General features: G+C 69.2%; 18 protein-coding genes. 17 read left to right on the top strand and 1 reads right to left on the bottom strand.

All coding sequences use genetic code 11. The features are described 5' to 3' along the window. The first annotated feature begins 3 nt into the window (after positions 1-3). The 9 genes from WMF46_RS13680 (at position 4) to WMF46_RS13640 (ending at position 11,650) form a co-directional block, all read left to right on the top strand. Positions 4-738, top strand: a complete 735-nt coding sequence (locus WMF46_RS13680) for an ABC transporter permease (protein ID WP_437986018.1) — start codon at positions 4-6, stop codon at positions 736-738. A gap of 9 nt (positions 739-747) precedes the next feature. After that, positions 748-2,592: a GldG family protein gene (locus WMF46_RS13675; RefSeq protein WP_437986017.1), complete on the top strand. Its 1,845-nt coding sequence runs from the start codon at positions 748-750 to the stop codon at positions 2,590-2,592. Between the two features lie 27 nt (positions 2,593-2,619). Continuing rightward, positions 2,620-3,696: a DUF4340 domain-containing protein gene (locus WMF46_RS13670; protein WP_437986016.1), complete on the top strand. Its 1,077-nt coding sequence runs from the start codon at positions 2,620-2,622 to the stop codon at positions 3,694-3,696. 584 nt (positions 3,697-4,280) lie between these two features. After that, entirely contained in the window at positions 4,281-6,068 is a 1,788-nt protein-coding gene (locus tag WMF46_RS13665; RefSeq protein WP_437986015.1) for a fatty acyl-AMP ligase, read from the top strand. Continuing rightward, positions 6,055-6,939, top strand: a complete 885-nt coding sequence (locus tag WMF46_RS13660) for a class I SAM-dependent methyltransferase (protein ID WP_437717498.1) — start codon at positions 6,055-6,057, stop codon at positions 6,937-6,939. The genes WMF46_RS13665 and WMF46_RS13660 overlap by 14 nt, the downstream gene beginning before the upstream one ends. A gap of 3 nt (positions 6,940-6,942) precedes the next feature. Next, positions 6,943-7,194: an acyl carrier protein gene (locus tag WMF46_RS13655; RefSeq protein ID WP_437717497.1), complete on the top strand. Its 252-nt coding sequence runs from the start codon at positions 6,943-6,945 to the stop codon at positions 7,192-7,194. After that, positions 7,191-8,066: an acyl-ACP desaturase gene (locus tag WMF46_RS13650; RefSeq protein WP_437986014.1), complete on the top strand. Its 876-nt coding sequence runs from the start codon at positions 7,191-7,193 to the stop codon at positions 8,064-8,066. The genes WMF46_RS13655 and WMF46_RS13650 overlap by 4 nt, the downstream gene beginning before the upstream one ends. 37 nt (positions 8,067-8,103) lie before the next feature. Continuing rightward, positions 8,104-9,432 carry a beta-ketoacyl-[acyl-carrier-protein] synthase family protein gene (locus WMF46_RS13645; RefSeq protein WP_437986013.1) on the top strand — a complete coding sequence of 443 codons (1,329 nt, stop codon included), beginning with the start codon at positions 8,104-8,106 and terminating at the stop codon, positions 9,430-9,432. A 67-nt stretch (positions 9,433-9,499) separates the two neighbouring features. Then, positions 9,500-11,650 (top strand): thioredoxin domain-containing protein, encoded by a 2,151-nt coding sequence (locus WMF46_RS13640; protein ID WP_437986012.1) that lies wholly within the window; start codon positions 9,500-9,502, stop codon positions 11,648-11,650. A 278-nt stretch (positions 11,651-11,928) separates the two neighbouring features. On the opposite strand, the gene WMF46_RS13635 is transcribed toward WMF46_RS13640, so the two are convergent. After that, on the bottom strand, positions 11,929-13,614 hold the full coding sequence (locus tag WMF46_RS13635) for an OmpA family protein (protein ID WP_437986011.1): 1,686 nt from the start codon (positions 13,612-13,614) through the stop codon (positions 11,929-11,931). Positions 13,615-13,981: 367 nt separating this feature from the next. On the opposite strand from WMF46_RS13635, the gene rpmH reads away from it, so the two are divergent. The 8 genes from rpmH (at position 13,982) to WMF46_RS13595 (ending at position 22,131) form a co-directional block, all read left to right on the top strand. Then, positions 13,982-14,131, top strand: a complete 150-nt coding sequence (gene rpmH, locus WMF46_RS13630) for a 50S ribosomal protein L34 (RefSeq protein ID WP_061605775.1) — start codon at positions 13,982-13,984, stop codon at positions 14,129-14,131. Positions 14,132-14,141: 10 nt separating this feature from the next. Continuing rightward, on the top strand, positions 14,142-14,687 hold the full coding sequence (rnpA, locus tag WMF46_RS13625) for a ribonuclease P protein component (RefSeq protein ID WP_437986010.1): 546 nt from the start codon (positions 14,142-14,144) through the stop codon (positions 14,685-14,687). Positions 14,688-14,762: 75 nt separating this feature from the next. Then, positions 14,763-15,146, top strand: coding sequence for a membrane protein insertion efficiency factor YidD (gene yidD, locus WMF46_RS13620; RefSeq protein WP_276598071.1), 384 nt, complete (start codon positions 14,763-14,765; stop codon positions 15,144-15,146). A 156-nt stretch (positions 15,147-15,302) separates the two neighbouring features. Continuing rightward, positions 15,303-17,087: a membrane protein insertase YidC gene (gene yidC / locus WMF46_RS13615; RefSeq protein WP_437986009.1), complete on the top strand. Its 1,785-nt coding sequence runs from the start codon at positions 15,303-15,305 to the stop codon at positions 17,085-17,087. Next, positions 17,080-17,637, top strand: coding sequence for a protein jag (locus WMF46_RS13610; protein WP_437768639.1), 558 nt, complete (start codon positions 17,080-17,082; stop codon positions 17,635-17,637). The genes yidC and WMF46_RS13610 overlap by 8 nt, the downstream gene beginning before the upstream one ends. 321 nt (positions 17,638-17,958) lie before the next feature. After that, on the top strand, positions 17,959-18,312 hold the full coding sequence (gene rplS, locus WMF46_RS13605; protein ID WP_012235149.1) for a 50S ribosomal protein L19: 354 nt from the start codon (positions 17,959-17,961) through the stop codon (positions 18,310-18,312). Positions 18,313-18,591: 279 nt separating this feature from the next. Then, a complete protein-coding gene (locus WMF46_RS13600; RefSeq protein WP_437986008.1) occupies positions 18,592-19,761 on the top strand; it encodes an FHA domain-containing protein in 1,170 nt (389 codons plus the stop codon). A 228-nt stretch (positions 19,762-19,989) separates the two neighbouring features. Then, positions 19,990-22,131, top strand: a complete 2,142-nt coding sequence (locus WMF46_RS13595; RefSeq protein WP_437986007.1) for an FHA domain-containing protein — start codon at positions 19,990-19,992, stop codon at positions 22,129-22,131. Positions 22,132-22,159 lie beyond the last annotated feature (28 nt).

The raw sequence follows: 22,159 nt of genomic DNA, 5'->3' as shown, positions 1-22,159 counted from the left end.
GGTATGAGCACCACCCTGACCATCGCGAAGCGGGAGTTCCGCTCCAACTTCGATTCCCCCCTGGCCTATGTCGTGATCTGCTTCGGGCTGATCGCGCTCGGCGTCATCTTCTTCCTGATGAACGGCGGCTTCTGGCAGGCGGACCGCGCCTCGCTCGTGCAGCTGTTCAGCTGGGCGCCGATAGGGCTCTCCTTCCTCATCATCCCCGTCATCACGATGCGGCTCCTCGCCGAGGAGAAGCGGAGCGGCACGCTGGAGATGCTGATCACCCTGCCCGTGCAGGATCACGAGGTCGTCCTCGGCAAGTTCCTCGGCGCGTGGGGGCTCGTCCTCGTGCTCGTCTTCTCGACGATCCTTTACCCGCTGATGATGTTCGTGTGGCCCTGGCACCTCGGCGCGCTCGACAGCGGGCCGGTGCTCTCGGGGTACATCGGCCTCGTGCTCTACAGCGCGGCGGCGGTGTCGATCGGCCTCCTCATCTCGTCGCTGACCGACAGCCAGGTGATCGCGTTCTTCATCACCTTCCTGGTGCTCGGCTTCCTGCACGGCGTGGACAACCTCGCCGACTACGCCCCGTCGCTCTTCCGCGACGTCCTCTCCTTCATCAGCTTCGACACCCGCCTCACGCCGTTCGCGCGCGGCATGGTGTCCACCCGAGACATCGTCTTCTTCCTCTCGATCACCGCGGGCTCCCTCATGGCCGCGTTCAGGGCGCTCGAGCGCAGGAAGTGGGCGTAAGGACCAACCATGGAACGGAAAGCCAAAGCCGCGACGCAGACAGGCGTCTACCTGGCCATCGTCGCCGCCATCCTCGTGGCGGCCAACGTCATCTCGTACGGCGCCTACAAGCGCTTCGACATGACCAAGACCGAGAGGTTCACCCTCTCGAAGGGCTCGGCCCACCTCGTCCGCGAGGGGCTCAAGCAGGATCTCCAGATCGACGTCTACGTCACCCGGGGGCTCCCGAAGCACGAGGCGTTCATCCAGGACCTCACCGACCTCATGAACGAGTACGAGCAGGCCTCGAACGGCAAGCTCCACTACGCGATCATCGAGGCGAAGACGGACGAGCAGCGCGCCGCCGCCAAGGAGGCGGGCCTGCAGGAGGCCGCCTTCGGCGAGGGGAGCGAGACCGGCCAGGATCAGGCCACGATCACCCGCGGGTTCATGGGCATCGCCTTCAAGTACGGCAGCGAGAAGGAGGCGATCCCGATGCTCTCGCCGGACCAGGCGCAGGGCCTCGAGTTCTGGATCACGAACACCATCCGCGAGATCCGCGACAAGGCGGACGCCATCGACACCAAGATCGGCGTCGTGACCGGCAAGGATGAGATCAAGCTGACGGACGCAAACCTCGTCGCGTCGCAGGGCGGCCGGGGCGGCGGCCCGTCGATGCGCGCGCTGCTCGAGCACCACTTCCCGTTCTACAAGTTCGAGGACGTCGACCTGAAGGGCGGCGACAGCGAGATCAACAAAGAGCTCGCCGGCCTCGTCATCACGCAGCCGGGCAAGGAGTTCACCGAGAAGGAGCTGCGCCGCATCGACCAGTTCATGATGCTGGGCAACAAGGCGCTCGCCGTGTTCGCCGGCGCGGTGAACCTCAAGGCGTCCGACCCGGCGATGAAGGCGTCGCTCAACACCTGGGGCCTCGAGAAGCTGCTCGACGGCTACGGCGTCGAGATGAAGAAAGAGGCGATCCTCGACTGGAGCCGCTCGATGGCCATCCCGGTGCAGACGCAGTCGGGCCAGATGATGTGGTTCCGCGCGCCGGGCATCCTCCAGCTCCAGGAGGACAGCCGCTTCGACGAGAAGGAGCAGATCCTCGACTCGTCGTTCCCTGGCTTCTTCCGCCTCCCCGAGCTCTCCTTCCCCTTCCCGTCGACCCTCGTGCCGCACCCGGAGAAGCAGCCCGAGGCGACGATGAAGGTCGTCGCGCGCTCGACGCCGAAGACGACGGTCGACGTGTCCGAGGCCATCGACATGAAGTTCTCGGCCGACTGGAAGCCGAAGGGCGAGTACGCGCAGCGCGCGATCGCGGTGACGGTCGAGGGCAAGCTCAAGAGCGCCTTCGGTGGCCAGGAGGGGCTCGGCATCAGCGCGCCCGCGGAGAGCGCGGACAAGGGCCGGATCCTCGTGCTCTCGGCGTCGCAGTTCCTCGCGAACCCGTTCGCCCGCTCCGGCAACCCGCCCCCCATGCCGCCGCAGATGGCGATGATGGGCGGGATGGGCGGCGACGAGGATCTCCTGATGCTCTCGCAGCCGTACGCGCAGAAGTACCTGACCGCCACCATCCTGGCGTTCAAGAACACCCTCGACTGGATGGCGGGGGACAGCACGCTGCTCGCCGCGACCGCGAAGATGTTCGGCGAGACGAACCTGACCTACGCGGGCATCGAGAAGCCGAAGCAGGAGGCCACGGACGACGAGGCCACCCTGGCCAAGAAGGCCGAGGAGTACCGGGCGGAGCGCAAGACCGTGCAGCAGCGCGTGCAGTGGACGCTGACGCTCCTGCCGGCGGCGCTCTTCGCCGTGTTCGGCCTCATCCGGTGGCGGCTTCGCGAGAGCGCCCGCGAGAACATCACGCTCGACTGAGCCAGAGCCCCATCGGGTGAAAGAGCCATGAAGACCGAGCACAGAATCTACATCGCCCTCGCCGTCCTCGCGCTCCTCGGCCTCGGCGTGTACTTCACGCAGAAGAAGCAGAAGGACGAGCTCGCCGCGCACTCGGCGACCGCCGCCACGGCGGATCTGCCGAAGGTGGGCGTCTCGAAGGAAGACGTCGAGAAGGTCACGAAGATCGCGATCAAGAACGCCGACAAGTCCGACGTGACGCTCGAGAAGAAGGGCGACACGTGGGAGGTCACGAAGCCCGTCAACGCCAAGGCGAACGCGGCGAACGTCCGGAGCCTCCTCGACAACCTGAAGGAGCTCAAGCTGAAGGAGGTCATCGACCGGACGAGCGGCACGTACCCTCAGTACGAGCTCACCGACGAGAAGGCGGTCCACGTCGTCGCGTACAAGGGCGAGGAGAAGGCGCTCGACCTGTACTTGGGCAAGAGCGGCTCGCGCGGGCAGATGGCGCGCGTCGACGGGCAGGACGGCGTCTACGTCGCGGGCGGCTACTCGAGCTACCTCTACACGCGGGAGCCGAAGAACTGGCGCGAGACGTCGATCCTCAAGTTCGAGGACGAGAACGCCATCCAGGTCTCGGTCGAGAACAAGAACGGCCTGTTCAGCTTCTCGAAGAACGACGACAAGTGGGCCGGCACGTTCGCTCAGCGCGACAAGGGCGGCAAGCTGGGAGCGGCCTCCGCGAAGTGGGAGAAGTTCGACGAGGCCAAGGTGAAGGACCTGCTGCGCGCCTACAAGAACCTCGGCGCGGAGGACTTCGGCGACGAGAAGTCGGACACGGGGCTCGACGCGGCGGCCTCGAACGGCGGCATCATCACGATCAAGCTGAAGGACAACGCCGGCGACTTCACCGTCAAGGTGGGCAAGACCGCGAAGGGATCGAGCCGCTACGCCACGAAGGAAGGCGGCGACGGCACGATCTACGTCCTGTCGTCGTGGTCGGCCGACTGGGCCATCGCAGAGCCGAAGAGGTTCGAGAAGACCGAGAAGAAGGACGACAAGAAGGGCGAAGACGCCCATGACGATGAGGCGGCGGGCCACATGGGCCTGGACGACGCCGAGTAGCAGGCGACGTCGCGCATGAGAGCGGGAGGCGCTGGGAGACCGGCGCCTCCTTGCATTTTGTGCGCCCGCCTCCCGAAGCCCGTCGGCGAGACAACCTCAACCTGGGTCAGCGCCGGCAACCTCAACCTGGGTCGGCGGCAACCTCAACCTGGGTCGGCGGCAACCTCAACCTGGGTCGGCGGCAACCTCAACCTGACAACCTCAACCTGGGTCAGCACCGACAACCTCAACCTGGGTCGGCGGCAACCTCAACCTGGGTCGATGCACTCGGCCCGGTGTGGCTCCCGCGCCACGCGAACCTCGATTCGCACTCAGGGGCCGATGTGACGAATATTCGACGCACTCTGCGCACGATTTTTCGTCACCTATGACCCTCGCGCCCGGGGGAATCAGAGGCGTTCACGGCGGAATCAAGCCCAAACCCTGGATTCCCGTGTTTTCTGTTTGCCCTGGCTCGATTTTCGCTTATGGCTGCGCTCACTCAGGCCCCCCGCTGTCCTTATCGGACGGATCACTACGTCCGGCCGACCTGAGCCGCCAGAGAGCCTATGCGCACGTTCGTCGAAGTCCTTCAGCAGAATTCGGTGCACGCCGACCGCGCAGTCACGTTCGTTCGCAGCTCCGGGGAGGAGCGGGCGATCAGCTACGCCGAGCTCTGGCTCGAGGCGAGGCGCCGAGCGTACGCGCTTCGCAAGCTCGGGCTCCGCAAGGGCGACCGCGTCGCGCTGATCCTGACGGAGGCCGACGAGTTCGTCCTGACCTTCGTGGGCGCGCTGACGGCAGGCATCGTCGCCGTCCCGATGTACCCGCCGCAGTCGCTGGCCAAGCTCGAGGCGTACGGCGAGACGGTGCAGCACATCCTCGAGGCGTCGGGCGCCAGCGTGCTCGTCACGAACGAGCAGCTCAAGGAGATGATCGACGCCTACCTCGCGGCGAACGGAGAGAGCCGCGAGGCCCTGCCAGGCCTGCGCGTCGTCCTCGAGCGCGATCTGCGCGCTGGCGATGACTTCGACGCGTTCGAGGCATCGCACGCGGCCGAGCCCTGGCGCGTGTCCCTCGACGACCTCGCGTTCCTGCAGTTCACGTCGGGGAGCACCTCGCGGCCGAAAGGCGTGATGGTGACCCACCGCAACCTGACGGTGAACAGCCACGCCATCATGTTCGACGGGCTGCGCTCCACGCCGGAGGATCGCGGCGTCAGCTGGCTGCCCCTCTACCACGACATGGGGCTCATCGGCTTCGTCATCGCGCCGCTCTACGCGCTCGTGCCGGTGATGTTCCTGCCGACGACGGCGTTCATCCGCCGCCCCTCGCTCTGGCTCGACGCGATCCACAGGTTCCGCGGCACGATCACCTTTGCCCCGAACTTCGCCTTCGCCCTCGCCACGCGCGCCGTCACCGACGCGCAGGCGGGCAACTGGGACCTCTCCTGCGTGCGCGCGCTCGGGTGCGGCGCCGAGCCGATCCAGGCCGACGTGCTCCGCGCGTTCCTCCGCCGCTTCAGCGAGCGGGGGCTCCGCCCGGAGAGCATCCTTCCCTCGTACGGCATGGCCGAGGCCACGCTGGCGATCACGTTCAGCGACCTCAAGGCCCCGCTCACCACCGATCGCGTGGACGCGAAGGCGATGCAGGCCGGCAAGGCGTGGCCGGCGAACGGCGGCGCCTCGCTGGAGCTCGTCTCCTGCGGTCGCCCCCTCCCCTGCCACGAGCTCATCATCGCGGGCCCCGACGGATCGCCGCTCGGCCCGCGTGAGGTCGGGGAGATCTGGGTGCGCGGCCCGAGCGTCGCCGCCGGCTACTTCAACCAGCCAGAGGCGACGGCGGCGGCGTTCGGAGGGGGCTGGCTGCGGACAGGCGATCTCGGCTATACCGTCGCCGGCGAGGTGTACCTCTGCGGCCGCTCCAAGGACCTCATCATCCTGGGCGGCAAGAACTACTTCCCCCAGGACATCGAGCGCATCGCGTCCTCCGTCGAGGGGGTGCGCGACGGCCACTGCGTCGCGTTCTCGTGCCTCACCGCCGAGGGGGCCGAGCGCGCGATCGTCGTCGCCGAGGCCAAACGGAGCGTCGCCGGCGTCGCGCAGGCGATCACCCAGGCCGTGCGCGCCCAGCTCGGCGTGCAGCTGTCGGAGGTCGCGCTGATCAAGCGGGGGACGCTGGCGAAGACGTCGAGCGGGAAGGTGCGGCGCCGCGAGATGAAGCGGCGCTTCGAGGCCGGCGAGCTCGAGGTCGCCTCGGACATTGACGAGGGCGCGACGCCCTCTCCCCATGGCGACGTGGTCCGCGCGGGCGGCCCTGTGTCGCGAACCGAAGGGGGCCGCGCGGGCGGCGCCCCGGCACGTGTCGAAGGAGTCATCGATGGGATCCAGTAAGGCCGAGGTCGAGGTCAGCTACGACGTCTCGAACGAGTTCTTCAGGCTCTGGCTCGACGAGCGCATGAACTACACCTGCGCCGTCTACGAGTCCCCCGAGCAGTCGCTCGAGGCCGCGCAGCTGAACAAGCTCCGGATCCTGTCGGACTTCGCCAAGGCGGGGCCCGGGAGGAAGGTGCTCGACATCGGCTGCGGCTGGGGCGCGGCGCTCGAGTACGTGGCCACGGCGCGCGGCGTGACGCGCGCGGTCGGCGTCACCCTGTCCACCGCGCAGGCCGCCGAGGTGAACGCCCGCAAGATCCCCGGCGTCGAGGTGATCGGCGGCGACTTCCGGACCTTCGCGACGGCCGAGCGGTTCGACAGCCTCATCTCGATCTGCATGATCGATCACCTGTGCTCGCCGGAGGAGGCGCGCCAGGGCAAGGCGATCGACATCTATCGGGCTTACTTCAAGAAGGCCTGGGAGCTCACGAACAAGGGCGCCTGGTTCGGCCTCCAGACCATCCTCCGCAACCGGACGCCGCGGATGACGCCCTGGGGCGGGCTCCCCGCCGGCACGAGGAAAGAGCTGGAGGACATCTACTTCGTCACGAAGGAGATCTTCCCCGGCGGCCTGAACCCTCGGCTCGAGGACATCATTCAGGCGGCGAACCCCTACTGGGAGGTGATGCAGGTCAACACGCGGCGCGAGCACTACCAGCGCACCACCGCGGAGTGGCTCCGCCGCCTCAAGCTGAACGAGAAGACCATCCGGTCGACGTGGGGGGACAAGGTCTTCGACGACTACGATCGTTACCTGTCGACGTGCGTGAACGCGTTCGACAAGCACTACAGCTCCCTCGCTCAATACGAGCTTCGCAGGATCGACTGAACCATGACGGACAAGACCAATCTGCTCGAGATTTTCAAGACGGTTGCCGCCCGGGTGGACAAGCGCGAGTTCCCCAATGTCACCGCGACGTCTGTGATCACGGAGCTCGGCATCGACTCGCTCTCGATGATGCAGATCGTGGGAGAGATGGAGACCGAGCTCGGGATCATGATTCCGGACGAGGATCTGGTCGAGCTCATCACGGTGGGCGACCTCTGCAAGAAGGTCGGAGAGCGGCTGGAGGCGATCGTATGAGCCGGCTGGAGGAGAAGATCTTCCAGGAGTACATGACGTTCTTCGAGAAGGCGGAGCGCGAGCGCCGCTGGAACGTCTTCCAGGACATCCCGTGGGAGCGCGTGAACAAGGAGGCGAGCGAGGAGCTCGCCCTGTGCGCGGAGACCTTCTGCTCGGTCGAGATGTACCTGCCCGACTACGTGGCGAACGGCATCAACCTCGTGCGGAAGTACTTCGGCCAGGCGTGGTTCCAGGCCAACTGGGCCTATGAAGAGTCGAAGCACTCGCTCACGCTGATGCAGTACCTCCTGCGCTCCGGAAAGCGCACGGAGGAGCAGCTCAGCGATCTGCAGCACCAGATCTTCGCGAAGAAGTGGGACCTCCCGTTCCACACGCCGCGGCAGATGACGTTCTACGGCTGCGTGCAGGAGATGGCGACGTTCGTCATCTACGTGAAGCACCGGGAGCGGGCCGCGACGGAGGGCGACGAGTGCCTGCGGACGATCTACGACTACATCGCCCGCGACGAGATCGCCCACTGCCGCTTCTACCAGAGCGTCGTCAAGGTGCTGCTCGAGGAGGACCGGCCGGGGACGCTCACGGACATGGCCCACGTGTTCGCGAACTTCGAGATGCCCGGCGTCGGGATCGTCCCCGACTACGACTCGCGCATCCTGAAGATGCGCGAGGCCGGCGTCGACCGGAACGTGTTCATCCAGAAGGTCTACATGCCGATCCTCAAGTACCTCGGCGTGAACCGGCACGAGATGCTCGCCGCCCAGCGCACCGCGCTCGAGCTTCGCCGCGGCGGTGAGCGCCGTGACCCCTCGATCGAGGGCCTCGCAAGCGCTCCCAACCTGGACAACACTGCGGCCCAGACGCTGTCCGCCTGAACCTTCCACCTCCCCCCCAACGAGCAAGAGCAGTCCGATGCGAAGGCGCGTCGTCGTGACCGGGATCGGCGCCGTTTGCCCGCTGGGCAACGACGTCGCGACCACCTGGCAAAACCTCCTCGCCGGCCGATCCGGCGTGGACTACATCCGCGATTTCCCCGTCGACAGGCTCCGCAGCGACATCGCAGCCAGCGTGAAGGGGTTCGATGTCGGGAAGTACCTGTCGCCCAAGGAGGCGGAGATCTATGGCCGCGTGACCCACTTCAGCCTCGCGGCCGCGGTGGAGGCGCTGCGCGAGGCCGGCATCGTGCCGATCGAGCGCGCTTCTGCCGCGGAGGACGAGGCGGCGGAGCGCGCGGGCGCACGGGCACAGGGCGCGCCGCCGCTCGCCGCCGCGGCGCCGGCGAGCGCCATCGACCGGACCCGCGTCGGGTGCCTGATGTCCACGGGCATGGGGTCGGTCGAGATCTTCGAAGAGCAGGTGGGCAGGAGCGCGGCGCGCGGTCCGCGGGCCGTGTCGCCCTACTTCATCCCGGGGGTCATGCCGAACGGCGCGGCGGCGCTCATCTCCATGCGCTACGGGCTCATGGGGCCGTCGTACAACCTCGCGAGCGCGTGCGCGACGGGCACGCACTCGATCGCGACCTCGGCCCTCATGATCGAGGCGGGCGAGGCCGACGTGATGGTCGCGGGGGGCGCCGAGGCCGCGACGCGGCTCAACACCGTCGCGGGGTTCGGCAATGCGAAGGCGCTCGCCAGGGCCGTCGACGGCGACCCGGCGCGCGCGAGCCGCCCGTTCGACCGGCGCCGCCAGGGCTTCGTGATGGGCGAGGGAGCAGGCGCGCTCGTGCTCGAGGAGGAGCAGCACGCGCTCGCGCGCGGCGCGAAGCCGCTCGCCGTCGTGGCCGGCTTCGGGATGACCACGGACGCGGAGCACCTCACGCGGCCGCACTCGGGGGGGCTCGGGCTCGCGCTCGCGCTGGAGCGCGCCCTCGCCAGGGCGGGCGCGGCGCCGGAGGCGATCGGCTACATCAACCCGCACGCGACCTCGACGCCGCAGGGCGACGCCGCCGAGGTGCTCGCGCTGCGGCGCGTGTTCGGCGAGCGCCTCGCGCGCATCCCGATCTCGGCGACCAAGTCGATGATCGGGCACCTGCTCGGCGGCGCCGGCGCCGTCGAGACGATCGCGGTCGTGTGCTCGCTGCGCGACCAGCTGCTGCACCCGTCGATCAACGTGGATGAGCTCGATCCGGAGTTCTCCCTGGACGTCGTGAGGGAGCGGCGGGCGGTCGATCTGCGTCACGCGGTGAAGTGCTCGGCGGGCTTCGGCGGGCACAACTGCGCGCTGGTGCTGGAGCGGGCATAGCGCCGGCGACCGCGCCACGGCTGGCGGACGGCTGGCGGCCCCCCGCGCCCGGCTCTACGTGGGGCCCATGGCAGCCCACAAGAACAGGCTCGCGAGCGAGTCGTCGCCGTACCTCCTGCAGCACGCGCACAACCCGGTCGCGTGGTACCCGTGGGGCGCCGAGGCGCTCGATCTCGCTCGCCGAGAGGACAAGCCGATCCTCCTGTCCATCGGCTACGCCGCCTGCCACTGGTGCCACGTGATGGAGCGCGAGTCGTTCGAGGACGAGGCGATCGCCCGGCACATGAACGACCTCTTCGTGAACATCAAGGTCGACCGGGAAGAGCGGCCCGATCTCGACCACATCTACCAGCTCGTCGTGCAGCTCATGGGCCGGAGCGGCGGCTGGCCGCTGACGGTGTTCCTCACCCCGGATCAGCGCCCCTTCTTCGCGGGCACGTACTTCCCGCCGAAGGACGCGCTCGGCATGCCCGGCTTCCCGAAGGTGCTCGACAAGATCGCCGACGCCTTCAGGAACCGGCGCGACGACGTCGAGCAGCAGGCACAGGAGATCACCGAGGCCATCGAGCGCGCGCAGCGCGCGCCGGCGCGCGCAGCAGGCGTCGTCGCGCCCGCGTCGTCCGATCTGCTCCGGCGCGCGTCGCGGCAGCTGCTCGCGCGCCTCGACCCCCGCCACGGCGGCATCGGATCGCGGCCGAAATTCCCGAACACGATGGCGCTCGACGTGCTGCTCCGCCGCGGCGTGCTGGAGGGCGATCGCGTCGCGGCGGAGGGCGTCGAGCTCACGCTGGACAGGATGCGGGACGGCGGCATCTGGGATCACCTGCGCGGCGGCTTCCACCGCTACTCGACGGACGAGCGCTGGCTCGTGCCCCACTTCGAGAAGATGCTCTACGACAACGCGCTCCTCCTGCGCCTCTACGCCGACGGGTTCCGCGCGTTCAAGAGGCCGATCTACGCCGAGACGGCGCGCGAGATCGTCGGCTACCTGTTCGCCGAGATGCGCGACCCGGAGGGCGGCTTCTACGCGTCGCAGGACGCCGACTCGGAGGGGAGCGAGGGCAAGTTCTTCGTGTGGACGCTCGAGCAGCTCCGCGACGCCGTCGGCGAGGATCAGCTCGCGTACGACGTGGCCCGCCTCGTCTTCGGCATCAGCGAGGAGGGCAACTTCGAGGACAGCGGCGCGACGGTGCTCTCGCAGCACCGCACGCTCGAGCAGGCCGCGGCGGTCATCGACGACGGCGCGGGAGGTGGCTCCTCGACCCACCTCGATCGGTGCCGCGATGCGCTCGCGCGCGCCAGGGTCGCGATGCTGGCGGCGCGCGACGCGAGGCCTCGACCGGCGCGCGACGACAAGGTGCTCGCGAGCTGGAACGGGCTGCTCATCGGGGCGCTCGCCGACGCCGGGCGCGCGCTGGACGAGCCCGCCTGGGTCGACGCCGCGGCGCGCGCGTTCGCGCTGCTCGAGCGGAAGCTCATCCGCGTCGGCCGCGTCGGCCGTTATCTCAAGGACGGCGCGCCTGCAGGCGCGAAGAGCGAGCAAGGCGGCTCCGGGGCGGCCGTGGGCGACGTCCGGCCAGGGTTCCTCGACGACCAAGCGTACCTCGGGAACGCGGCCCTCGACCTGTTCGAGGCCACCTCCGACCCGCGCTACGTCGGCGTCGCGCGCGCGATCGCCGACGCGATGATCGCGCACCACTGGGACGAGGCCGCTCCCGGGTTCTTCTTCACGCCGGACGACGGCGACGCGCTGATCGCGCGCACGCAGGACATCTACGACCAGGCCGCGCCCTCGGCCGCCTCGATGGCGGCGCTCCTCTGCCTGCGCCTCTCCGAGATCGCCGACGAGCGTTACCTCTCACCGGCAGAGCGGCAGCTGGACGTCCTCGCGCCGACGGCGCTCGCGAACGCCTTCGGTCTCGGCCAGACCGTGTGCGTGCTCGACCGCCTGACGCGCGGTGCAGTGACGGTCGTTGTGGTCGGCGAGGCGGGCTCGGCGTCGGCGGCCGAGCTCGCGCGCGAGGCGTTCAAGGCGTACCTGCCGAACCGGGCGATCGTGCTCGTGGACCCGGCTCGGCCGGAGAGCGCCGCGGCGGTGAAGGTCATCGCCGAGGGCAAGCCCGCGCGCCCTGACGGGGCGGTCGCCTACGCATGCCGCGGGCGGACGTGCTCGGCGCCCGTGACGACGGCGGCCGACCTCAAGGCGCTGCTGGCGTAACGCGGCACGCGTTGAGCTCGCACGGGCCGCGATCCGGGGCGCCTCCGCAGGTGCATCCGGACACCGGGCCCGGCGCGTGGGTCTGCGCGCATCCACGTCCGACGCCTTCGGCGCGGGCGTCGCTCGGAGCGCAGACCTCCACGTCGAGCCTCGAGTCGTCGTCGAAGTCCGTGACGAAGGTGCAGCTGCAGCGGTAGGGCGTGCCCTGCTCAGGGCGGCACGCCGACGAGAGCACCACGCACAGCAGGGCTCCCGCGCGCGCCGCCCGGATGGGCCACCTACGGCGTGACGGTACCGCCACCCTTGTCGCCGCCAGCCTTGTTCCCGCCCGTGTTGCTCTCGCGGATGTGGAACTCGACGCGCCGGTTCTTCTGGCGCCCGGCCTCGGTGTTGTTGTCGTCGATCGGCCGCTTCGGACCAAAGCCCGCCGCCGTGAGCCGGGCGGGATCGATGCCGCCCCGCTCGATCAGGTACGTCCTGACCGAGTGAGCGCGATCGTTCGAGAGCTTCTCGTTGAGCTGGTCCGAGCCCCGGTTGTCGGTGTGGCCCTCGATCGCGACGAGCGTGATCTCGGGGTTCACCTTCAAGAGCCGGACGACCTCGTCCAGGATGCTGTAGCTGTTCTGCAGGATCCTCGCGCTGCCGGTCGCGAACTGCACCTGCTTCAGGATCTGGATCTCGCTCGACCCCGTGATGCGGCGGATGAACTGCGGGCAGCCGTTCTTCGTCGGCTCGGGGCTCGGCTGGCCCGGCTCCTTGGGGCAGGCGTCCTTCGCGTCCGGGATGCTGTCCTCGTCGGCGTCGTCCTCCGGGCAGCCGTCGGCGTCGTTGATCTTGTCGAAGTCCTCGGGCTGATCCGGGCACTTGTCGCTGGTGTCGGGGATGCCGTCGCCGTCGCGATCGGGCAGCGCCGGGCAGCCGTCGTCGGCGTTCGGCCGCTTGCCGTCCTCGGGATCGGTCGGGCAGAGATCGATGTCGTCCGGGAGCCCGTCCTTGTCCGTATCCGCGGCGCGCGGCGGGACCGCCTGGAAGCGCCTGCCAGGAGACACGGGCTCGACATCCTTGATGCCGAACGAGTAGCCGACGACCGCGACCATCCGGAAATCCGGCGCGTAGCCGCCCGACAGCCGCGTTCCGGCGCCGACCCCGAGCCACCCCTTCTTCCGCTGATCGAGCGCGAGCCGCCCCTCGGCCATCCACTCCAGCGGCGTGTTGTCGCCGGTGAACGTCGTGTCGCGGCCGAGGCCCGTCGATCCGAAGATCTGCGCGCCGAGCCGCAGCGCCCCGTTCCGCAGCGGGAGGAAGCCGCCGATCCCCCACCTCCACTCGTTCGTCACGGCGAAGTCGTTGAGCGATGAGTACGGACGGAAGTGCACCCCGGTGTTCAGGACGAAGAACATCGACTTGAGATCGATCTCACCCGAGAGCCCAATCATCGCGCTCGCGGCGTTGTCGCCCGAGAACGAGAGCTTGCTGCCGGTAGGCACCCACGCCGTCGCGTTGGCGCCCAGCTTGAAGAAGCGATCCTCGGTGCGGTACAGGATCGCCCGCCCGTCGAGCCGGATGTCCATGAGCGCGGCGGTCGAAGGGCTCGCCGCGTCCTCTGCGCCGGCGACGCTCGGGTCGTTCGTCGGGTTGCTCGTCTGGAGGGCGATGATCGGCAGCCCCACCTGGAACGAGAAGCGGTCGAGCAGCTCGACGCCCCCGTTGAAGTAGCCGATGAGCTGCGAGGACACCGGCGAGCCGTGTTCCCTGCTGAACCGCCCCGCGGCCTGCTCGTCATTCAGCATGTTCTCGACCCGGAAGGGATTGAGGCCGAGCCCGAGCCCGAACTGCCCGAAGAAGCGCGTCTCCGGCGCCACCTGCGGTCGCCAGAGCGCGATCGAGTCGTCGGGAGCGCCGGCCATGTAGAGCCGGTCCAGGTAGAACGTTCTCGTCTGCGCGCTCACAGGGAGCGCGCTCAAGAACAAGGCTCCCGCCGCAGCAGCCGCCAGCGCGCGTCGCTCGACGCCCCGTGCGGGCGCGTGCTGCTTTTCCCCCTCATGTCCTCCGGTGCGCGTCAAATTCCCTCCTGTGACCCGCTTTTGAACGACCGTTGCGGTCGATCGGAGGCTACACGCTAACCCAGGCCTCTAGAAAGGTGAGAGAGAACGGCGAACGTGGGCAAGGCGCGTAACCGTACGCGTGACCGTACGCGCAACCGTGCACGTCACCGCGCGTCACCTCGTCGTCTGGTGTTGACCTGGGCCAAATGCCGTGCTTTCTTGCGCGCCCGCTTGACGTGCGGCCAGGATGCCGCCGTTCGCGGTCCAGACCGAGGGACCACCAGCCATGAAGCGCACCTACCAGCCCCATAACACCCGCCGCGCCCGGACCCACGGTTTCCGTGCGCGTATGGCGACCGCCGGCGGTCGCAAGGTCATCAACAACCGCCGCCGCAAGGGCCGCGCCCGGCTCGCGCCCAGCATCTACAAGAAGTAACGCGGCGGTGATGGCGCCAGCGCAACCGCGCTCGTCGGCGTCCTCCTCCTCATTCCCGCGCGAGCGCCGCATTCGCAGGCGGGCAGAATTTGTCCGCATCCAGAACGGTGGTCATCGCGTCAGCACCCGCCACCTGCTGATCCTCGTCGCGGCCCCCACCGAGGGCGCTGCTCGCGGTGGGGCACCCCGCGGCACGAAGAGCGCTGCCGCGCCTGTCCTATCGGGGGCGCCTCGCCTGGGCCTCGTCGCCTCGCGCAAGGTGGGCGGCGCTGTGGCGCGCAACCGCGCGAAGCGCTTGCTCAGGGAGGCGTTCCGGAGATTCCCGGAGCTCTTCCCTGAGCGCGTCGACATCGTGGTGATCCTCCGCACTGGCGCCGGCTCGCTCGGCCTCGAAGACGTCCTCACGGAGCTTCGTGGCGTGGTTCCGGTGCTGCGCCGCCGGGCGAAGGAGGCGCTCACCGCCGCGTCGCGCGCGCGAACGGAGGTCATGGCCGAGCGCAGCGCAGGCGATCCGCCAGCGCCCGCGCCAGACCAGACTGACCCGACCGACGGCTAGAAGGAAGATGGCGCGGCATACCTTGCGCCCTGGTGCGCTGGGCCCCAAGCTCCTCGCTCTCTCACGGCTCACCGCATGCTCGCGACGCTCCTCCTCGCGCTGATCCGCGCCTACCAGATGACGCTCTCCAGGCTCATCGTGGCGTTGATGGGCCCGGTCTGTCGGTTCGAGCCCTCCTGCTCGCGCTACGCCGCCGCCTGCATCGTGGACCATGGGGCGCTCCGGGGGAGCTTGCTTTCGCTCAAGCGACTGTGTAGGTGTCACCCGTTTCATCCAGGCGGGTTCGACCCTCCGCCACCACCTCGTCTTCGCCGTGCCGCGGCTGCCCGGATGCCGCGTCAACGGGACGCTGACCCGCGGGATACGACACGCTGTTCGTCTACTGGCGCGGAGCTCGCCTCGCACGCCTCATCCCCTTGTCGAGCGGGCTTCAGCGGCCGGGTCACCCTCATGGACTAATCCCGCTCGGCCATCGACAAGGCCCCCTGCGGCACGGCGCCCGACACGCCGCGGAGCGAAGCCCGCACGGAGCGACCCTGAGCAGGGTCGTGAGGCGTCACGAGACGCCCGCAGCGAAGGGCGCGGCTCGAGATCCTGGGATCGACGAAGGACTTCATGGAACGCAGCAATATCGCCAAATGGCTGTTCCTCGGCCTCGCCATCATCCTGTTCTTCCAGTTCGGCAAGCCGCTCCTCTTCGGTGAGGGCGCGCCGCAGCTCCAGCCGCTCGACGTCAACGACAGCACGGCCCCCGCCGAGCGCGCGCCCGCGGAGACGTGCGTTATCGACGGAGATCGCTTCAAGGCTGAGCTGTCGACGCAAGGCGGGTCGCTCCGGCACCTCTGGATGACGGACCCGAAATACACGACGGGTAACGGCGAGCGCAGGCCGATGGACCTGGTAACGACCTCGCTCGAGTCGCGGATGCCTCTCAGGACGGACCTGCACCTGCCTGGCGGCAGCGCGCCGCAGGTGCCGTTCGACGACCTCGACTGGAAGCTCTCGGCGCAGGACGGCAAGAGCTGCACGTTCACCTACGCCGACAGCGCGACGAGGCTCACGAAGGTCGTCGCGGCGACGGGGCGTCCCTTCGAGCTCTCGGTGCAGATGACGGTCGAGAACCTCGCGCAGGAGCCGCGCAAGCACCGGCTCGCCGTCGAGCAGACCGCGTGGCGAACCCAGAAGGAGACGGAGGGCCATCTCGGCCTGATCTCGGAGTGGATCACCGAGACGGTCGCCGCGACCGACCAGAAGACCGAGCGCCAGCTCCCCGACGCCTTCGAGCCCGGCGACTTCAAGGACCCGGAGTTCACCGCCGAGCGCTGGCGGCGCACCCCGGGCAACGCGCGGTTCGCCGCGGTCTCCAGCAGCTACTTCAGCAAGATCGCGATCCCGCTGGAAGGGCCAGGGCAGCCCACGGCCGAGACGCAGATCGAGGACGTCTGGGATTCATCGAAGTTCCAGGACAAAAGCAAGGACCCGAGCTACGGGCACATCTATCGCGCGCGGCTCGCCTATCCGGAGCACGAGCTCGCGCCCGGCGGCGCGGTGACCTACAAGCTCCTGTCCTTCACCGGGCCGAAGGAGCGCGAGCTGCTCGCCGCCGTGGACCACGGGGCGAGCGAGGTCATCAACCTCGGCTGGTTCTCGCCGATCGCGAAGCTCCTCGTCTCGTACCTCTACGTCCTCTACGGCGCCGTGGGCAGCTGGGGCTGGGCGATCGTCCTGCTCACCATCACGGTCCGGCTCCTGCTCTTCCCGCTGAGCATCCAGCAGATCAAGAGCTCCGCGGCGATGCGCAAGCTCAAGCCGGAGATGGATGAGATCAACGCGAGGTACAAGGACGACGCCGCCCAGCGCGGCCTCGCGATGCAGGAGCTCTGGCGCAAGAACAAGGTCGCGAACCCGGTCGTCGGCTGCTTCCCGATGCTGCTCCAGATGCCGGTATGGTTCGCCCTCTACACCGCGCTCCAGACCGCGGTGGAGCTCTACCACACCCCGTTCGGCCCCGTGATTCCGGACCTGTCGGCCCCGGGAAAGTACTTCATCATTCCCATCGTCCTCGGCGGCTCGAGCTTCATCCAGCAGAAGCTCATGCCCCCGCAGGGCGACCCGGCGCAGCAGAAGATGATGCTGTACCTGATGCCCGGCATCTTCACCGCGATGATGCTCTTCCTCCCGGCCGGCCTCGGCGTTTACATGTTGACGAACACCTGGCTCGGCATCGGGCAGCAGGTGCTCGTCGAGCGCTACCTGAAGGCGAAGAACGAACGGGCCGGCGGCATCCAGGTGCGAGAGGTCGCGAGCGCGGAGCCCCAATCCGCGATGAAGAAGACTCCGGGCGACGACGACAAGTCGGCCCCTGCTCTCGGAAAGGGAAAAGCACGTGTCCGTGGATAGTGAAGTTGCCGAAAGGGGAATCGACGCAGCGGATGTCGATGCCGAGGCGCAGGGCGCTGGCGACGCGGCCGAGTTCGAGGAGGACGGGCGCGCTGACGTCGCGCTCGACTTCGTCATCGATGTGCTCGCGGCGATGGGCATGGACTGCACCGTCGACCTCCTCGAGAACGAGGAGGAGGATCCGCCCGAGGAGATCCGGCTCGAGATCGAGGGGAAGGACGCGGGCCGCGTGATCGGCAAGAAGGGGCAGACGCTCTCGGCGCTGCAGTTCCTCGCCAACCGCGTGATCAACCGGCCGGGCAAGAAGCGGCGTCATGTGATCATCGACGCCGAGGGCTACCGGCAGCGGCGCGAGGACACGCTCTCTTCCATGGCGCGCAGGCTGGGCAAGCAGGCGGTCGAGGAGGGCAAGATCATCACCTTCGAGCCGATGAACCCGCAGGACCGCCGCGTCGTCCACCTGGCGCTGGCGAAGTTCCCGGGCGTCGTCACCAAGAGCGACGGCGAGGGAGAGGCCCGCCGCGTGCAAATCATCCCCGTCCGCCGCTGAGGCAGCAGGCCCGGCACGAAGCGCGCGCATCAAGAGCGACTGCGCGACTGCTCCGCTGCCGGCGTTGACACCGGATCGCCCGCATGCATAATGCCGCACCTCTCCGGTACCCCCCGGGGAGGTGCGCGGGCACGCGCTCGCGCCCATGTTCTCCCGGAACCGCAACCGGGTTCCATCTGCGTTCATCGCGTGAAGCACGAGGGCCGCGCGCGGCCCCCGCTCCGCCGGACGCAGTCCACGAACGGCGGCGGCCCAGCCCCCTTGAGCACGGGCACGGGACCGCGAAGACGGATCCCCGACCCTTTGAAGGATTGACCGACCATGCAGACCTCGAACATCCTCGCGAAGATCGAAGCTCCCCTGTTCCGCGAGGGGATCCCGGATTTCCGGGTCGGCGATACGGTGCGCGTCCACTACCGGATCGTCGAGGGCGAGAAGGAGCGCATCCAGGTGTTCCAGGGTGTCGTTCTGAAGCGCCACCGCGCCGGGGTCCGGAGCACCTTCACCGTGCGCAAGGTGAGCTTCACGGTCGGCGTCGAGCGCATGTTCCTCCTCCACAGCCCCCGCATCGACAAGGTCGAGATCGTCTCGCGTGGCGTGGTCCGCCGTTCGCGGCTCTTCTACCTGCGCAACCTGGCAGGCAAGGCCGCTCGCGTCCGCGACGCAAAGGATTGATCCCGCCGGCCGGCACACCGGCCGCGAGGAGAGCGCTCCCGCAGCGCAGATTGCCAGGGGGACAGCCGGCTCCCTGGTTCGATCGCGCGCGCAAGTATCCATGGCACAACGCGGAAGCAGCTGCGCGCTGGGCGGTGACGCCTGCATGCGCGCGCACGCACCGCGTTGCCGGCCTGTAGCAAGGGTTCCCGCATACTTCTTCCTTGATCCTCGGCCGAGCGGCCACGGTATGCTCGCGGCGGCGGTGCCCCAGCGCCGCGAAACCCGAGAAGGATCACCATGCTCTGTCCGCGTTGCGGTGCGCCCGCGACCCCCGCCGATAAATTCTGCGCTGTGTGCGCCTCGCCGCTCACCCCGTCCGGGCCTGGAGCGTTCGGGGCTCCTCCGCCGCCGCCTCCTCCTCCGCCGTTTCCTGCTCCGGGCTTCGGGGCGCCCCCCGAGCCTCCCCCGAACTATGGCTCGCCGAGCGGCGGTTTTGGTCCGCCCCCGCCGGCGCCTTTCGGGGCTCCTCCAGGCTCGCCTCCCGGGTTCCCGCCGGCGCCCGAGGGCGGCCCGGCCGGCTTCGGTCCGCCTCCGCCCTTCGGGCCGCAGCCTGGTGGTTACGGGGCGCCCCAGCCGCCTCCTCCGGTGCCGCTGAAGCCGCCGCCGTTCCCGCCGGAGCCGCCGATCTACGGCGCGCCGGGCGGCGGCTATGGCTTGGCCCCGAGCTTCCCGGAGCAGCAGGGCAGCTATCCCGGCCCTCCGCCCCCGCGGCCCGGCTTCGGCCCGCCCCCGCAGCCCGGCTTCGGTCCGCCCCCGCAGCCGCAGGGCGCGCGCTGCGTGCAGGGGCACGCGATCCCGGCGGGCGGCTCGTTCTGCATGGAAGGAGGCCACCCGATCGCCCTCGACGGCATCCAGATGAGCGGCGATCCCTTCAACCAGACGGCCTATGCGCCCAACCAGCACGGGGCATCCGCGCCGCCGCCGATGCCGCAGGCGAGCGGCAGCGGAGCCTACGGCGAGCCGCCGCAGCCACAGCAGAACATCGCCCCGCCGGGCCCGCCGCCCGCGTACATCCCGCCTCCTCCCGCGGTGCGCCCGCCGACGCCGGCGCCGCCGAGGGCCGCGGGGCAGGAGAGCCGCCGCACCCTCGCCGGCTTCCTCGTCAGCTTCCAGGACGACACGCTCGGTAGGTTCTGGCCGCTCTGGCAAGGCAAGAACATCGTCGGCCGCGCCGAGACAGGGCAGAAGGTCGACATCGAGATAGCGCACGGGACGACCTCGACGCATCACGCGACGGTCGAGATCGACGGCGGTCGGCTCGTCCTCGCCGACCTCGGCTCCACCAACGGGACATTCCACAATGAGGAGGCGATCGGCTTCCAGGGCCGACGCGAGCTGCGCGATGGCGACAAGATCCGCTTCGGCGGGTTCAGCGTCATCCTGCTCAGCGTGGCCGCGCGGGCCTGACGGGCCCATCGCACGAGGAGAGGCGTTGCCGAGCCTGGCCCCCCTTCCCCCGCGACGTTCGACCGGCACCTGGCGCCCCGCCAGGCTGCGTGAAAACCAACCGGATAGCCGCCGCCAGCGCGCGGCGGCCGCCCCGCTCGCGCAGGGAGCGCTCCTCGGCTCCCTCGCGCCCGCTGGAGATCCCCACGCATGACTCCCTCTCATGACGCGACTCGCCCGATCCACTCCATGAGCGCCTCCGCCCGTCGCGGCAGGCGCGAGGGCAAGGCCCTGCGCTGCGCGAGGCTCCTCGCGCTCGCGGCCGCTGTCCTCGCACTCCTCGCCGGACAGCGCCGCGCCGAGGCCGCGCCCGAGGCGCACGTGCTCCGCATCGACCCGCGCGCGAGCACCGTGGACGGCTCGCCCGTGCTCACGACCGTGCTCGAGGTCGTGCAGAACAAGCGCCTCAGCGACCTCACCCGCAACTGCGCCGCGCTCACGGGCAACGCGAACCTCGATTGCGTCGCCGATGCGATCGAGCAGCCGTCGGCGCTCTACTCGTCGTTCGACTTCCCGGACAAGAACGCGATCCTCTCCGTCACGGTCGACGGCACGGATCTGCCGGCGAAGTTCGAGTCGAAGGCGCGGTGGGGCGACAGCGCCGGTCAGCCGGGCGTCGGGACGGCGTGGCTCATCCTGATCGACGCCGCGTCGAGCATGGGCAACCGCTTCGACGAGGCGAAGGCGGTCGCGAGCGCGTTCGTCAACGCGATGCAGCCGAACGACATCGTCGACGTGATGTTCTTCAACGATCGCGGCATCGTCGAGGACTCGAAGTGGGTGAGCAACAAGCAGGCGGCGGCGCAGGCGATCGCCGGCGTCGCGCGCACCTACCCGACGCAGGGCCGCACGCGCCCGCTCTTCACGATCATCAAGAACGCCGCGACCGACGCGTTCAAGGAGCTCGGCAACGCAGGTCAGGGCGTCCAGGTGCCGATGCACCAGGCGATGGTGGTCCTCTCGAACGGCTCCGCCGGCGCTGATCCCAGCTCGACCGCCGCCGCGTCGAACCTCCTCCGCGAGTACCTGACGAAGGGGCGGTTCCCCGAGAACAACGACGTCCTGCCGAAGACGCCGGTGCCCGTCATCTCGATCTGGTTCCCGAGCCAGCTCGTCGAGGAGTTCACGGCGAACGCCCGCGAGTTCATGGAAGGGATGGCGAACACCGAGATCGGCGGCTTCTTCAGCGTGGTGCGGGACGGCCAGCAGCGGCGCGCGGCCAACATCGTCAACGCGATCCGCACCCGCTTCAACAAGATGCACATCGTGAAGTGGCGGGTCTCGTGCGTCGCGCCGAGCATCACGCAGACGTTCAAGCTCGCCTTCATCAACACGGATCCGCCGATCGCGGGCGACGCCACCTTCCAGAACGTCCCCGTCGGCATCGATCCGACCGCGTGGCCGCTCGACATCGACCGCGACGCGACCGACCGCGCGGCGAAGAAGACGCCGATCTATCCCGGCGGCACGGTCAAGATCTTCGGCAACTTCTGCTGGGGTGGCAACGCGCAGCGGGCCGAGATCTACATGGTCCCGAAGAACCAGGCCGCGCCGCAGTCGCTGCAGGGCGGGAACCTCGAGGACGCGAAGAAGGCCCAGCGGACGCTGATCGAGGGCGGGATGCGCGGCAAGGCGGTCTCGGCCGGCGACAGCGTCGTCGAGTTCGAGCTCCCGGACACCGACAAGTTCCTCGTCGGCAAGGGCGACCAGATGACGGCGCGCCTCATTATCTACGACAACCAGGCGCGGCGGACGAGCGCGATCACGGCCGACAAGATCCTCACGCTGAAGGCGAAGGAGGCGCCGCTGCCGTACCTGCTCATTGGCGGCGTGACCTTCGGCGGCGTCGTCATCGTGCTGCTCCTCGTCTCCATCTTCCGCGGCGGCGGGAAGCGACGCGGCGGCACGGTGGCGGCCGCGCCCCCGAGGCCCATCGTGGCGGGGAGCGGGCCGCCTCCGCCCTACGCGCCCGCGCCGCCGCCTCCGGGCGACTTCGGCTATGGCGGCGGGCCGATGATGGGCGCTCCCATGGGCGGGGCCAGCCGGGCGACGCTCTCGGGCCCGGCGGGCATCTTCACCGTGCACCCCGGCGCCGAGGTGCGCGCCGGGCGCGACGGCGCCTCGTGCCTGATCGCGCTGTCGGAGCCGCGCGTTTCCGGCACCCATGCGAGCGTGAAGCTCGAGGCCGGCCAGCTGTTCGTGCGGGACGAGAACTCCAACAACGGGACCTACGTGAACGGCCAGCGCATCGCCGCGGCCGTGTGGACGCTCGTGCCACCCGGCGCGTCGTTGCGGTTCGGCCCCGTCGAGTTCAGCGTCCGTTTGGAGTAGCGTGTCCGGGGCCCGTTCTCGCGCCCCG

This window comes from Sorangium sp. So ce117 (genome assembly GCF_051524395.1).
GTDB classification, from domain to species: domain Bacteria; phylum Myxococcota_A; class Polyangia; order Polyangiales; family Polyangiaceae; genus Sorangium; species Sorangium cellulosum_B.
The sequence above is the reverse complement of the archived record's forward strand: the minus strand, read 5'-3'. Positions and strand labels throughout refer to the sequence as shown.

Coding starts and splice junctions, on each gene's coding strand:
- WMF46_RS13645 (WP_437986013.1), top strand. CDS start 8,104: ATGCGAAGGCGCGTCGTCGTGACCGGGATCGGCGCCGTTTGCCCGCTG.
- rplS (WP_012235149.1), top strand. CDS start 17,959: ATGCAGACCTCGAACATCCTCGCGAAGATCGAAGCTCCCCTGTTCCGC.
- yidC (WP_437986009.1), top strand. CDS start 15,303: ATGGAACGCAGCAATATCGCCAAATGGCTGTTCCTCGGCCTCGCCATC.
- WMF46_RS13600 (WP_437986008.1), top strand. CDS start 18,592: ATGCTCTGTCCGCGTTGCGGTGCGCCCGCGACCCCCGCCGATAAATTC.
- WMF46_RS13640 (WP_437986012.1), top strand. CDS start 9,500: ATGGCAGCCCACAAGAACAGGCTCGCGAGCGAGTCGTCGCCGTACCTC.
- rpmH (WP_061605775.1), top strand. CDS start 13,982: ATGAAGCGCACCTACCAGCCCCATAACACCCGCCGCGCCCGGACCCAC.
- rnpA (WP_437986010.1), top strand. CDS start 14,142: ATGGCGCCAGCGCAACCGCGCTCGTCGGCGTCCTCCTCCTCATTCCCG.
- WMF46_RS13595 (WP_437986007.1), top strand. CDS start 19,990: ATGAGCGCCTCCGCCCGTCGCGGCAGGCGCGAGGGCAAGGCCCTGCGC.
- WMF46_RS13655 (WP_437717497.1), top strand. CDS start 6,943: ATGACGGACAAGACCAATCTGCTCGAGATTTTCAAGACGGTTGCCGCC.
- WMF46_RS13680 (WP_437986018.1), top strand. CDS start 4: ATGAGCACCACCCTGACCATCGCGAAGCGGGAGTTCCGCTCCAACTTC.
- yidD (WP_276598071.1), top strand. CDS start 14,763: ATGCTCGCGACGCTCCTCCTCGCGCTGATCCGCGCCTACCAGATGACG.
- WMF46_RS13650 (WP_437986014.1), top strand. CDS start 7,191: ATGAGCCGGCTGGAGGAGAAGATCTTCCAGGAGTACATGACGTTCTTC.
- WMF46_RS13670 (WP_437986016.1), top strand. CDS start 2,620: ATGAAGACCGAGCACAGAATCTACATCGCCCTCGCCGTCCTCGCGCTC.
- WMF46_RS13675 (WP_437986017.1), top strand. CDS start 748: ATGGAACGGAAAGCCAAAGCCGCGACGCAGACAGGCGTCTACCTGGCC.
- WMF46_RS13660 (WP_437717498.1), top strand. CDS start 6,055: ATGGGATCCAGTAAGGCCGAGGTCGAGGTCAGCTACGACGTCTCGAAC.